General features: G+C 62.2%; 13 protein-coding genes. 8 read left to right on the forward strand and 5 right to left on the reverse strand.

All coding sequences use genetic code 11. The annotated features are described in order from the left end of the window. Position 1: 1 nt before the first annotated feature. Together dnaN and dnaA are read right to left on the reverse strand one after the other, a co-directional pair. Positions 2 to 1,105, reverse strand: coding sequence for a DNA polymerase III subunit beta (gene dnaN / locus I6L45_RS06310; RefSeq protein ID WP_216983736.1), 1,104 nt, complete (start codon positions 1,103 to 1,105; stop codon positions 2 to 4). A 71-nt stretch (positions 1,106 to 1,176) separates the two neighbouring features. Continuing rightward, positions 1,177 to 2,547: a chromosomal replication initiator protein DnaA gene (gene dnaA, locus I6L45_RS06315; RefSeq protein ID WP_043763786.1), complete on the reverse strand. Its 1,371-nt coding sequence runs from the start codon at positions 2,545 to 2,547 to the stop codon at positions 1,177 to 1,179. A 310-nt stretch (positions 2,548 to 2,857) separates the two neighbouring features. On the opposite strand from dnaA, the gene I6L45_RS06320 reads away from it, so the two are divergent. The 8 genes from I6L45_RS06320 to mnmE all read left to right on the forward strand — a co-directional run bounded on the left by I6L45_RS06320 (position 2,858) and on the right by mnmE (position 9,109). Continuing rightward, positions 2,858 to 3,616, forward strand: a complete 759-nt coding sequence (locus I6L45_RS06320; protein ID WP_134695584.1) for an amino acid ABC transporter substrate-binding protein — start codon at positions 2,858 to 2,860, stop codon at positions 3,614 to 3,616. Then, a complete protein-coding gene (locus tag I6L45_RS06325; RefSeq protein ID WP_081843891.1) occupies positions 3,617 to 4,285 on the forward strand; it encodes an amino acid ABC transporter permease in 669 nt (222 codons plus the stop codon). A gap of 12 nt (positions 4,286 to 4,297) precedes the next feature. Next, complete coding sequence (locus I6L45_RS06330; protein ID WP_216983737.1) at positions 4,298 to 5,032, forward strand: amino acid ABC transporter ATP-binding protein; 735 nt, start codon at positions 4,298 to 4,300, stop codon at positions 5,030 to 5,032. A 269-nt stretch (positions 5,033 to 5,301) separates the two neighbouring features. Beyond that, complete coding sequence (rpmH, locus tag I6L45_RS06335) at positions 5,302 to 5,436, forward strand: 50S ribosomal protein L34 (RefSeq protein WP_005307156.1); 135 nt, start codon at positions 5,302 to 5,304, stop codon at positions 5,434 to 5,436. Next, entirely contained in the window at positions 5,436 to 5,795 is a 360-nt protein-coding gene (gene rnpA / locus I6L45_RS06340) for a ribonuclease P protein component (protein WP_010672281.1), read from the forward strand. The genes rpmH and rnpA overlap by 1 nt, the downstream gene beginning before the upstream one ends. Then, the gene (yidD, locus tag I6L45_RS06345; RefSeq protein ID WP_010672280.1) at positions 5,762 to 6,010 is read left to right on the forward strand and encodes a membrane protein insertion efficiency factor YidD; all 249 of its coding nucleotides are present in this window, start codon (positions 5,762 to 5,764) and stop codon (positions 6,008 to 6,010) included. Before rnpA ends, yidD begins: the two co-directional genes overlap by 34 nt. A gap of 5 nt (positions 6,011 to 6,015) precedes the next feature. After that, complete coding sequence (gene yidC, locus I6L45_RS06350; protein ID WP_043763794.1) at positions 6,016 to 7,662, forward strand: membrane protein insertase YidC; 1,647 nt, start codon at positions 6,016 to 6,018, stop codon at positions 7,660 to 7,662. Positions 7,663 to 7,747: 85 nt separating this feature from the next. Further along, on the forward strand, positions 7,748 to 9,109 hold the full coding sequence (gene mnmE / locus I6L45_RS06355; protein ID WP_214454519.1) for a tRNA uridine-5-carboxymethylaminomethyl(34) synthesis GTPase MnmE: 1,362 nt from the start codon (positions 7,748 to 7,750) through the stop codon (positions 9,107 to 9,109). A 70-nt stretch (positions 9,110 to 9,179) separates the two neighbouring features. Here mnmE and fhuB read toward each other — a convergent pair whose 3' ends face one another. Genes fhuB through I6L45_RS06370 form a run of 3 tightly spaced genes read right to left on the reverse strand, consistent with a single transcriptional unit; the run spans position 9,180 to position 12,875 of the window. Further along, the gene (gene fhuB / locus I6L45_RS06360) at positions 9,180 to 11,162 is read right to left on the reverse strand and encodes a Fe(3+)-hydroxamate ABC transporter permease FhuB (protein WP_216983738.1); all 1,983 of its coding nucleotides are present in this window, start codon (positions 11,160 to 11,162) and stop codon (positions 9,180 to 9,182) included. After that, positions 11,159 to 12,079 (reverse strand): ABC transporter substrate-binding protein, encoded by a 921-nt coding sequence (locus tag I6L45_RS06365; protein ID WP_216984183.1) that lies wholly within the window; start codon positions 12,077 to 12,079, stop codon positions 11,159 to 11,161. The genes fhuB and I6L45_RS06365 overlap by 4 nt, the downstream gene beginning before the upstream one ends. Before the next feature lie 31 nt (positions 12,080 to 12,110). Next, the gene (locus tag I6L45_RS06370) at positions 12,111 to 12,875 is read right to left on the reverse strand and encodes an ABC transporter ATP-binding protein (protein ID WP_216983739.1); all 765 of its coding nucleotides are present in this window, start codon (positions 12,873 to 12,875) and stop codon (positions 12,111 to 12,113) included. Between the last annotated feature and the right edge of the window lie 21 nt (positions 12,876 to 12,896).

The following is a 12,896-nucleotide window of genomic DNA, read 5'->3' on the forward strand; positions in this document are numbered from 1 at the left end:
ACTAGATCCGCATCGGCATCACCACATACTGGGCATCTTGGCTGTCAAAATCCTCAATAATGGCGCTGCTGATGGAATCGCTCAGGCTGATCCGGATCTGGTCACATTTTAACGTATTCAACACGTCCAGCACATAGGAGACGTTGAAGCCGATCTCCATCTCGCCAGCGGCGTATTGTACGTCAAGCAGCTCTTCCGCTTCTTCCTGTTCCGGGTTGTTGGCGGTGATGCGCAGCAGGTTTTCCTGCAGATTGAGACGCACCCCACGGAATTTTTCGTTGGAGAGGATGGCGGCGCGGGCGAAGGCCTGGCGCATGTCCTCACGACCGGCGATCAGCGCCTTGTCGCTCCCTCTGGGGATCACGCGACGCCAGTCCGGGAAGCGGCCATCCACCAGCTTGGAGGTGAAGATGAAGCCGTCGAGGGCGGCACGCAGGTTGCTGCGACCGACTTGCAGGCGAACCGGCTTGTCTTCCGCCTCCAGCAGGCGCACCAGTTCCAGTACCCCCTTGCGCGGCAGGATGACCTGATGATCGGGCAGCGATTCCCCCACCACCTCGCGGCGGCAGGTGGCCAGACGGTGACCGTCGGTCGCGACCGTGCGCAGGCCGTGGCCCTCGCTCTCGAACAGCATGCCATTCAGGTAGTAACGCACGTCCTGGCTGGCCATGGAGAACTGGGTGGCGTCGATGAGCTTCTTCAGCTCCAGCTGGCTGATGTCGAACTCGAGCACGGACTCCCAGTCCTCGATATTCGGGTATTCGGTCGCCGGCAGGGTCGACAGGTTGAAGCGGGAACGACCGGACCGGATGATCAGCCGCTCGCCCTCGGTATTGAGACGAATGTCCGCCCCTTCCGGCAGGCCGCGGCAGATGTCCAGCAGCTTGCGCGCCGGCACTGTGGTGCGGCCATCCTGGCTGTCGCTGTTGAGATAAACCTGTCCGATCATCTCCACTTCGAGATCGGTCCCGGTCAGCGACAACAGACCATTGCTGACATCGAGCAGGACGTTGCCGAGGATCGGCAGGGTCGGCCGGCCACCCAGGGCACCGGACACCAGTTGCAGAGGACGTAACAGGGCCTCACGGCTAATTTCGAGCTGCATCTGTGCTCTCCGTTGTTATTGGGAGGAAAGGGTTCGGATCCCGGGCTGCATCGGTGCGCTCCGTTCCGTTATCAGGACGAAAGAGTACGGATCAGGTTGGAATAGTCTTCCTTGATGTCGTGACTCTCCTCCTTCAGCTGCTCGATCTTGCGGCAGGCATGAAGAACGGTTGTATGGTCACGGCCACCGAAGGCATCCCCGATCTCCGGCAAACTGTGGTTGGTCAGCTCCTTGGCCAGGGCCATCGCCAGCTGGCGCGGACGGGCAACGGAGCGGGAACGGCGCTTGGACAGCAGATCCGCCAGTTTGATCTTGTAGTACTCCGCCACCGTCTTCTGGATGTTGTCGATGGTGACCAGCTTCTCCTGCAAGGCCAGCAGGTCGCGCAGCGCCTCGCGAACGAAGTCGATGTTGATGGCGCGACCGGTGAAGTTGGCGTTGGCGATGACCCGGTTGAGGGCTCCTTCCAGCTCACGGACGTTGGATCTCAGTCGCTTGGCGATGAAGAAGGCCACTTCGTCCGGCAGGTGGATCTGGTTCTCGTCCGCCTTGCGCATCAGGATCGCGACCCGCGTCTCCAGCTCCGGCGGCTCGATCGCCACGGTCAGGCCCCAGCCAAAGCGGGACTTGAGACGATCCTCGACACCGTTGATCTCCTTCGGATAGCGATCCGAGGTCAGGATGATCTGCTGGTTACCTTCGAGCAGCGCGTTGAAGGTGTGGAAGAACTCCTCCTGGGAGCGCTCCTTGTTCGCAAAAAACTGGATGTCATCGATGAGCAGGGCATCGACGCTACGGTAATAACGCTTGAACTCTTCAATGGCGTTATTCTGCAGCGCCTTCACCATGTCCTGCACGAACCGTTCGGAGTGCATGTAGATGACTTTGGCGTCTTTCTTGCGATCCTTGATGGCGTTGCCGACAGCGTGCAGCAGGTGGGTCTTGCCCAGGCCGGTGCCACCGTAGAGGAACAGCGGGTTGTAGGCCCCGCCCGGATTGTCGGCCACCTGACGGGCGGCCGCACGAGCCAGCTGGTTGGACTTACCCTCGACGAAATTCTCGAAGGTATAGTTCACATTGGTATTGCTCTTGTGGTTCGGCTCGGGCTTGGTTTCGGCCTTGTTTTCCCAGCTCTTGGGAGAGTTATTCACAGGATCGACACCGCGCGCCGGGGCCCTTGCGGCCGCGACGGGATGGGGACGATTGCCGATGTCGAAACGCAGGGTAGGCGCATCCGCTCCGCACAGCTCGTTGATGATGCCGTTGACCCGGAGCAGGTACTTGTCGCGTACCCAGTCCAGAACGAAGCGGTTCGGTGCATACAGGGTCAGAGTATTGTCACTCAACTCCGCTTGAAGCGGCCGGATCCACATGCTGAATTCTGCCGAGGGCAACTCATCTTGCAGCCGGTTAAGGCACTGCTGCCATAGCGAAGCAGTCACTCTAGACTCCCGTCAATTGATTAAGTAAAGACCGGCTATTCTACGTTTTTAGTGGCCGGATCTCCAGTTGCCGCCGCACGGATCCAGCAAATAAGATCCTTGACTTTCAAGGATCCAACGCCCCAGGATCTGATTTCATCCCCAAAGTTACCCACAGCCGCCAACCGGCAATGTGGACAGAATGGAACTCTGCGACCACAGTTATTTTATATAACCAAATATCATTTATTTTTTATACTTTATTCCAATAACATCAGCGCCATTCCGTGAATACAACTAAAAATACTGCACTACAGAGAGAGGAATCCCCATGAAATCCACCATCAAGCTGATTTCCGGCGCCGCCATTCTGTTGGCCAGCCTGTCCGGTCAGGCCATCGCTCAGGAAACCATCAAGGTCGGCATGTCCGGCAAGTATTTCCCGTTCACCTTCGTCAAGCAGGACAAGCTGCAAGGCTTCGAGGTGGACATGTGGAACCAGATCGGTGAGCGCACCGGCTACAAGGTCGAATTCGTGACCGCCAGCTTCTCCGGCCTGTTCGGCATGCTGGAAACCGGCCGCGTCGACACCATCTCCAACCAGATCACCATCACCGACGAGCGCAAGGCCAAGTACGACTTCTCCCAGCCCTATGTCTATGACGGCGCCCAGATCGTGGTGCGCAAGGGCAACAACACCATCCACGGTCTCAAGGATCTGGAAGGCAAGACTGTGGCGGTGAACCTGGGTTCCAACTTCGAAGAGCTGCTGCGCAAGAACGACCCGAACAAGAAGATCGACATCCGTACCTATGACTCCGCCTTCGAACAGGACGTCGCCCTGGGCCGTATCGATGCCTTCGTGATGGACCGCGTCTCCACCGCCCAGCTGATCAAGGAGTCCAAGCTGCCGCTGCAACAGGCTGGCGCGCCGTTCGAAACCATCGAGAACGCCCTGCCCTTCCTGAAGACTCCGGAGAAGCAGGCACTGCTGAAGAAGGTCGATGACGCCCTCACCGCCATGCGCAAAGACGGCTCCCTGACCAAGATCTCCGAAAAATGGTTCTCTGCGGACATCACCAGCAAATAAATGATGGAATTTGATCTCGAGTACACACTAGGGCTGTTCCCCATCCTGCTCAAATACCTGGGCACCACGATGGAAATGGCCCTGTGGGGATTCGTATTGGCACTCGTACTGTCGCTGATCCTGGCGATAGTACGGGTCTTTCGCGTTCCCGCAATTCACTGGCTGGCGATGCTCTATATCTCGTTCTTCCGAGGTACCCCCCTGCTCGTCCAGCTGTTCCTGCTCTACTACGGGCTACCGCAACTCTTCCCCATCTTCGTGGGAATGGATGCCTTCACCGCCGCCATCATCGGCCTGACCCTGCACTTTGCCGCCTACATGGCCGAGTCGATCCGGGCCGCCATCCTCGGCATCCACAAGAGCCAGATGGAGGCCGCCCTCAGCATCGGCATGAGCCGGCTGCAGGCGATGCAGCGGATCATCCTGCCCCAGGCCGCACGCATCGCGACGCCGTCGCTGATGAACTACTTCATCGACATGATCAAGAGCACTTCCCTGGCGTTTACCCTGGGTGTCGCCGAGATCATGGGCAAGGCGCAGATGGAGGCCTCCTCCTCCTTCAAGTTCTTCGAGAGCTTCATGGCGGTGGCCCTGGTCTACTGGGTCGTGGTCATCTTCTTCACCCGCTTGCAGCACCTGCTGGAAGTGCGACTCAACCGCGCCTATTAAAGGAGGGCCATCATGATCAAGCTAACCGGCCTCTCCAAGGCTTATGACGGGAATCAGGTGCTCAACGGCATCGATCTTGAGGTTAAAAAGGGTGAGATTGTCGTCATCATCGGTCCATCCGGCACCGGCAAGTCGACCCTGCTGCGCTGCCTCAACCTGCTGGAAACCCCGGATGCCGGCCGACTCGCCATCGACGATCTGCAGCTGGATCTGGCCAGGGCCAGCGACCAGCAGGCCATCGAGCTGCGCAAGCGTGCCTCCTTCGTGTTCCAGAATTACGCCCTGTTTGCCAACAAGACGGCGCTGGACAACATCGCCGAGGGGCTGATCACCGTCTGGAAGCAGCCGAAGGCGGAGGCCCGTGCCACCGCCCTTGGCATCCTCAAGGACATCGGCCTCGCCGAGAAAAAGGATGCCTATCCGGCCTCCCTCTCCGGTGGCCAGCAGCAGCGGGTCGGCATCGGCCGCGCCATGGCAGCACACTCCAAGGTGATCCTGTTTGACGAGCCCACTTCCGCCCTCGATCCCGAGTGGGTCGACGAGGTACTGGGCCTGATGAAGCAGCTCGCCCGCCAGCACCAGACCATGGTGGTGGTGACCCACGAGATTGAGTTCGCCCGTGATGTCGCCGATCGGGTGATCTTCATGGAGGGAGGACGGATCGTGGAGCAGGGTCCGCCGAGCCAGATATTGGTCGATCCGCAGGATCCCCGTACCCGGGAATTCCTGCGCAAAGTACTTAAATAGCTCTCTCTTTGGCGGCTCTGCCGCCTTTTTTCTTGAGGGATCCTTGTTTAACCCCGGGTTGCCAGTATAATTCGGGGCCCTTGATCCTCCGGATCCTGCCAGCTTTTCCTGCTTGTATGACGAGCAGGGCGAGACGGGAAGGAACGGCGGATTGACGAGAAGCTGAACTCTGTTTAGAATTCGGCCTCTTTTGCTAGTCGTCACACGCTATAGCTGGCGCGTCGGCTAAGTGTGACAATCAAAACTGTACAGAAATACGGAATCGAATCATGAAACGTACTTTTCAACCGTCCAACCTGAAGCGCAAGCGCTCTCACGGTTTCCGCGCTCGCATGGCTACTGCCAACGGCCGCAAAGTTCTGGCCGCTCGTCGTGCCAAGGGTCGTGCCCGCCTGGTAGTCTAATGCCTACCCAGCACACCTTCTCTCGGGAGTTACGTCTGTTAACTCCCGAACACTTCAAACGCGTTTTCGCCGAGCCTGTCCGGGCCGCTTCTCCGCAAATTACGCTTCTCGCTTGCCCCAATTCCCTCGAACACCCCCGTCTTGGTCTCGCCGTGCCCAAAAAGGCGCTCAAGCGTGCCGTCTGGCGCAACCGTGTAAAACGAGTCGTTCGGGAGAGCTTCCGCCTCAATCAAGCCAATCTGCCCGCTATCGACATCGTCGTGATCGCCAAGGGTGGCGTGAAGGAGATGGACAACGAAGCGCTGTTCAAGTTACTGGAAAAGCTATGGCGCACTCTGTCACGCCGTTGCAATGGGTAGCCATCAAACTGATACGCCTGTATCAGCTAATCATTAGTCCCCTGCTCGGGCCGCGCTGCCGTTTCACCCCGACTTGTTCCCAATTTGCGATAGAAGCAATCCGACTTCACGGTTTCATAAAAGGCGTTTGGTTAGCCAGCAAACGTCTATTAAAATGCCATCCCTTATCCGAGGGTGGTTATGACCCGGTTCCGCAACCAAAGCGAAGAAACTGAAGACTATGGAATCACAACGCAATTTACTCCTGATCGGTTTGCTGTTCGTGAGCTTCTTGCTCTGGCAACAGTGGGAGTCCGACAAGGCTCCGAAGCCGGCCCCGACTACCGTGGCCCAAACCGAACATTTCGTACCTGAAGCCGGTCAGACCGGTGATATTCCTCAGGTTTCCGAGCAAGCAAATGGTAACGCCGCGCGCAAGCTGATCACCGTCTCCTCCGACGTGCTCAAGCTGACCCTGGATACCCAGGGCGGTGACATCGTCTCTGCCGAACTGCTGGCCCACAAGCTGGAAGAAGGCAAGGAACAGCCGTTCACCCTGCTGACCAGCCAACCTGCGCATATCTACGTTGCACAGAGTGGCCTGGTGGGCCGTAACGGTCCGGACAGCCAGCCAGAAGGCCGTCCGACCTATGAAGCCGCCCAGACCAGCTACCAGCTGGCAGACGGTCAGGATCAGGTCGTCGTCCCGATGACCTGGACCGACAGCAAGGGCGTTGTCTTCACCAAGGAATTCGTGCTCAAGCGCGGTGACTACGCCGTGGGCGTCGACTACAAGATCGACAACAAGTCTGCCGAGCCGGTCCAGGTACAGTTCTACGGTCAGCTGAAGCAGACCATGACCACGCCGAAGGATCAGGAAGGTCATGCCATGGTGGCCAGCGCCTACCGTGGTGGTGCCTTCTCCAGCGACGACAGCCGCTACAAGAAGTACACCTTCGACGAGATGAAGGATGCCGACCTGAACAAGACCACCCAGGGTGGTTGGGTCGCCATGCTGCAACACTACTTCGTCTCCGCCTGGGCCCCGAATGCCAACGACAGCAACAGCTTCTACAGCCGCGTGATCCCGGGCAAAGACCAGGCCATCATCGGCTACAAGGCGCCGCTGGTTGACGTCGCTGCCGGCCAGCAGGCCGAGGTGAGCGGCAAGCTGTGGATCGGTCCCAAGCTGCAGGATCAGATGGCCAAGGTGGCCAACCACCTGGATCTGACCGTCGACTACGGCTGGCTCTGGTTCATCGCCCAGCCGCTGCACTGGCTGCTGACCGTGTTCCACGGCTTCGTCCAGAACTGGGGTCTGGCCATCATCATGCTGACCCTGCTGGTCCGCGGCATCATGTTCCCGCTGACCAAGGCCCAGTACACCTCCATGGCCAAGATGCGCATGCTCCAGCCCAAGCTGGCGGCGCTCAAGGAACGCTTCGGCGACGATCGCCAGAAGATGTCCCAGGGCATGATGGAGCTGTACAAGAAGGAGAAGGTCAACCCGCTGGGCGGCTGTCTGCCCATCCTGGTGCAGATGCCCATCTTCATCGCCCTGTACTGGGCTCTGATGGAGTCCGTTGAACTGCGCCACGCGCCGTTCGCCCTGTGGATCACCGACCTGTCGGTGAAGGACCCCTTCTTCGTGCTGCCGATCCTCATGGGTGCTTCCATGTGGTACCTGCAGAAGATGAGCCCGACCACCATCACGGACCCGATGCAGCAGAAGGTGATGCAGTTCATGCCGATCATCTTCACCTTCATGTTCCTCTGGTTCCCGGCAGGTCTGACCCTGTACTGGCTGGTGAGCAACGTCATCTCCATCATCCAGCAGACCATCATCTATCGTCAGCTGGAGAAGAAAGGTCTGCATTCCCGCAGCTAATCTTCCCTGATGACAAAAGAGGCGGCCTTCGGGCCGCCTTTTTTATTACAATGTCCGCAATTACCGAACAGACGAGTCAAGCAAGATGACAACAGAGACCATAGTGGCCCAGGCCACCGCCCCCGGCCGTGGCGGCGTCGGCATAGTCCGCGTCTCCGGCCCCGCCGCCGAGCGGGTCGCCGAGATAGTGCTCGGCAGGCTCCCCCGCGTGCGTTACGCCGAATACCTGCCGTTCAAGGACGAGCAGGGGCAACCGCTGGATCAGGGCATCGCCCTGCTGTTCAAGGCCCCCAACAGCTTCACCGGGGAAGACGTGCTGGAGCTGCAAGGTCACGGTGGCCCCGTCATCCTGGACATGCTGGTGCGCCGCATCCTGCAGATCGAGGGTGTTCGCCCCGCCCGTCCCGGTGAGTTCAGCGAGCGCGCCTTCCTCAACGACAAACTGGACCTGGCCCAGGCAGAGGCCATCGCCGACCTCATCGAGGCTTCCAGCGAGCAGGCTGCCCGCAGCGCCATGCACTCCCTCCAGGGGCAGTTCTCCGGCAAGGTACAGCAGCTGGTGGAGAGCCTCACCCGGCTGCGTATCTATGTGGAGGCCGCCATAGACTTCCCGGACGAGGAGATCGACTTTCTCTCCGATGGCAAGGTGGCCGGGGATCTCCGAGCCATCATGGCAGAGCTGGACGACGTGCGCGGCGAGGCCAAGCAGGGCGCCCTGCTGCGGGAAGGGATGAAGGTGGTGATCGCCGGTCGTCCCAACGCTGGCAAATCGAGCCTGCTCAACGCCCTCGCGGGCCGCGAGTCCGCCATCGTCACCGAGATCGCCGGCACCACCCGCGACGTGCTGCGCGAGCACATCCACCTGGACGGCATGCCGCTGCACATCATCGACACCGCCGGCCTGCGTGACACCCAGGACAAGGTGGAGCAGATCGGTATCGAGCGCGCCTGGGCTGAGATCGAGCAGGCTGACCGGGTGCTGTTCATGGTGGATGGCACCACCACGGATGCGGTCGACCCCCACGAAATCTGGCCGGAATTTGTCGATCGCCTGCCGAAGAACATCGGCCTCACAGTGGTGCGCAACAAGGCGGACCTGACCGGCGAGGATCTGTCCCCGAGCGAAGAGCTGGGCCACGCCGTCTACCGCATCTCCGCCAAGACCGAGCTGGGGCTGCCCGCCTTGCGCGAGCATCTGAAGGCCTGCATGGGCTTCCAGGGCAACACCGAGGGGGGCTTCATGGCCCGCCGCCGCCACCTGGACGCCCTGGAGCGTGCCGCCGAGCGGCTGCTGGTGGCCAGGGAGCAGCTGGAGGTGTTCGTCGCCGGCGAGCTGGTGGCCGAGGAGCTGCGCCTGGCGCAGGAGTCCCTCTCCGAGATCACCGGCGAATTCAGCTCGGACGATTTGCTGGGCCGGATCTTCTCCAGCTTCTGCATCGGCAAATAACGCCTCACGGCAGGCAATAAAAAGCCCGGGTTCATCCCGGGCTTCTTTTGTGCATTTTTCATCCAAAAACCTAGATGCGGCGCAGGCACCACATGAAGTAAGCGCCCCCTAACAGGGTGGAAACCAGACCGACCGGCACCTCCTGGGGGAAGAGGATCTGCTGGCCGACCCAGTCCGCCGACACCATCAAGAGGGCTCCGCAGCCCGCCGCACCCAGCAGGTGCCAGCGCGCCCGCACCAGTCCCATCATCCTGGCCAGGTGCGGCGCCAGCAGACCGGCGAAGGAGAGCGGGCCAATCACCATGGTCGCACTGGCGGTGAGCACGGCCACCAGCAGCAGGATGACAAGCTGGGCCCGGCTGAGGCGAATGCCCAGCGCAGTGGCCACCGCCGGCCCCATGGGCATCAGATCCAGCCAGCGGCTCACCAGCAGGCAGCCGGCCAGCATCAGCAGCGCCAATGCGGTCAGGCCAAGGGCCACCGGCTGGGTGACATAGTAGGTGGAGCCGGACATCCAGGAGAGCAGCTGCTGCACCCGCATGTCACCGTTGGCCAGGGCGATGGCCTGCAACGGCTCGAACAGCGCCGTGATGGCGATGCCGGAGAGCAGGATCCGCTCAGGCTGGAACCCGTTCCTGCGGTTGATCAATACCAGCAGCAGCAGGCAGGTGAAGGCGCCCAGCACGCCCCCCAGCAGCATCATGGGCAGCGGCAGGGCCGGCAGCAAGACTGCGGTGGCAATGACCCCCATAAAGGTGCCACCACTCACCCCCAGCAGTTCGGGGCTCGCCATGGGGTTGTTGCTGACCCGCTGCAGCAGGGTCCCCGCCAGGGCCAGCAGCACACCGGCCGCACCGGCTGCCAGAGTGCGCGGCAGGCGCCACTCCAGCTGGGCCTGCCACCGCAGCCAGCTCGGCCAGCTCCACCCATCCATCCCCTGCCCGAACAGCAGGGAGGCGACCACCGCGGCTACCAGTCCCAAGAACATGAGGCCAAGCAGGCGGGGTGGCGCGGGATGCCGTGCCACCACCAGCCCGGCGGCGGATCTGGGGGTCGACGACTTCACACTGAGGCGCGGGATCAGCCAGAGCAGCAGTGGTGCCCCCAGCAGGGCCGTCATGGCGCCGGTCGGGATCAGCACGGGCCAGAAACGGGTCAGGGATTGCAGCAGCAGGTCGGTGGCCGCCAGCAGCAGAGCGCCCAGCACGGGCACCCACAGCAGGCGCAGCCCAAGCCGCCTCACCCCCAGCATGCGCACCATGACCGGCGCCGCCAGCCCGATGAAACCGATGAGCCCCACCACGCTCACCACGCAGGCGGTGATGAAGACCGCGAGGCCGAGGCCGGCGAAACGCAGGTGCTTGAGGGAGACTCCCAGGCTGCGCGCGCTGGCGTCATCCAGCTCCAATACCGTCAGGGGACGGGCCAGCAGCGCCGCCAGCACACCGGCTGCCAGCAGCCGTGGCAGCAGGTAACTCACCCCGCTCCAGCTGGTCTGGGCCAGGGAGCCGCTGCCCCACACCAGCAGCCCCTTGAGCTCCTCCTGGAAGAACAACAGCAGCCCCAGGCTGATGGCCGCGAGGTAGAGGTTGATCACCAGGCCAGCGAAGACGATGACCACGGGATTGATCTGACGGCGCCAGGCCAGGGCGAACACCAGCCCCATGGCGAGGCCGCCCCCCGCCATGGCGATCCACTCTCGCCCGATCAGCAGCCAGGAGGGGACGAACAGGGTCACCACCATCAGTGCCAGCTGGGCGCCGGAGGCGACCCCCAGGGTGGTGGGCGAGGCGAGCGGATTGCGCAGCACCTGCTGCATCAGGGTGCCGGCCAGGCCGAGGGCGGCGCCAGCCAGCAGGCAGAGGGCGAGCCGCGGCAGCCAGCTGAAATGGATCACCGCCTGGCGGGCATCCTCCAGCTGCGGCGCGAAGATCGCCTGCCACCAGGCCCCATCCGGCAGCTGGTGGGCCAGATCCCAGCCGGCCAGGGCGAGGGTCAGCAACAGCAGGGCCAGGCCGGGGCGCAGCAGGCTGACGGGAAGCAACGGGTTCATCGGGTGGCCCCCTTGGCGGTCACATGGGTTGCCGGTGCGAGAGAAGGCTCCCCTTGCAGGGCCCCGCTCAGCAGATCGGCGAAACGGCGGGCGGCGAGCAGGCCGCCGAAACTCCAGACGGCGGGCAGGTGCACGACCTTGCCCTGCTTCACCAGGGGCAGGTGCTGCCAGAGACCCGGCTCCTGCAGCCGTTCACCCACCCCCACGGGGATGGGGTCGACCACCACCAGCCGGGCGTCTGGCAAGTCCAGGAACTGTTCCAGGCTGACCACAGAGAAGCCCCAGGCATTGGTCTCCCCCTGCCAGGCGTTGCGCAGTCCCAGCCTTTGCATCACCGCCTCGAACAGGCTGTGGCGACCAAACACCCGCACGTGGCGCTCGTCGATGAACTGCACCACCAGCAGGGGTTGCGTGTCGGCGGGCACCTGCTCCTTCATCCGTGCCAGATCCCGCTCCAACGCGGTGAGCAGTTGCTCGGCCTCGGCGCTCTTGCCCACCAGGGCGGCTATGGTCCGGGTCGCCTCGTGCAGCCGTTGCCAGAGATCCGCATCGGGTTCATAGAGGGCGATGGACTGCACCGGGGCGATGCGAGAGAGGCTGGGTTCCAGCGACGCCATCAGGGGCGAGATGAGGATGAGATCGGGCTTGAGCTCCGCCAGCAACTCGCGATTGGGCTGCATCCGCAGGCCGATGTCCACCACCTTTGCCGGCAGTGCCGGCTCCCCTACCCAGGCGCGGTAGGAAGCCACGTCCCCCATGGCCAGAGGCGTGACGCCGAGGGCCAGCAGGGTTTCCGCCACCGTCCAGTCGACGGTCGCGATGCGGGGGATGGATTGGGCGTGTTGTTCGGTCGCCACAGGTTGTGACTCGGCCAGTGCCGCAAGCGGCAACAACAGGCTGACAAGGCAGGGCGCCATCTTCAATAAACGGTTCAAGAGATCCCCCCGGTCAGACGATGGCGATGGCGTGGTCATGGGCCGGATGGCGAATGACCTCCATGGGGATGCCGTAGATGTCGTGCAGGGTCTCGCGGGTCATGATCCGCTCGGGCTCGCCGTGGGTCAGCAGGCGGCCGCTGTGCAGCGCCACCAGCCGATCGCAGAAGCGGGACGCCATGTTGATGTCGTGGATGACGATGATGACCCCGAGGTTGAGCTGGCGACTCAACTGCCTGACGAGGGTGAGTACCTCCACCTGATGAGCCACGTCCAGGGCGGCTAGGGGCTCGTCCAGCAGGATGAAGCGGCTCTCCTGGGCCAGCAGCATGGCGAGCCAGACCCGGCCCCGCTCGCCGCCGGAGAGGGTATCCACCAGCCGATCGGCGAAAGTCTCGGTGTGGGTCAGGGCGATGGCCCGATCCACCTGGCGGTGATCCTCAGCCCCCATGCGTCCCAGCAGGCCGCGCCAGGGGTAGCGTCCCATCTCCACCAGCTCGCGGCCGAGCAGGTTCTCGGCGCTTGGCAGGTGCTGGGGCAGATAGGCTACCTGACGGGCGAAGTCCCGGTTGCCCCACTCGGACAGCGGCTTGTCGTCGAACCGGATCTCGCCGCCGCTCAGGGGCTGCTGGCGGGCCAGCAGCTTGAGCAGGGTCGACTTGCCCGAACCGTTGTGGCCGATGAGGCCATAGACCTGGCCCTGTTCGAAGCGCAGGTCGGTGGGGTGGAGCAATGGGCGATCGTTCACCACAAAGCTGGCCGCTTTCATCTCAAACATAATCTGTTCCTGTACTACAGG

The sequence above is a fragment of the Aeromonas sp. FDAARGOS 1415 genome (assembly GCF_019048365.1).
In the GTDB taxonomy this organism is placed as follows: domain Bacteria; phylum Pseudomonadota; class Gammaproteobacteria; order Enterobacterales; family Aeromonadaceae; genus Aeromonas; species Aeromonas taiwanensis.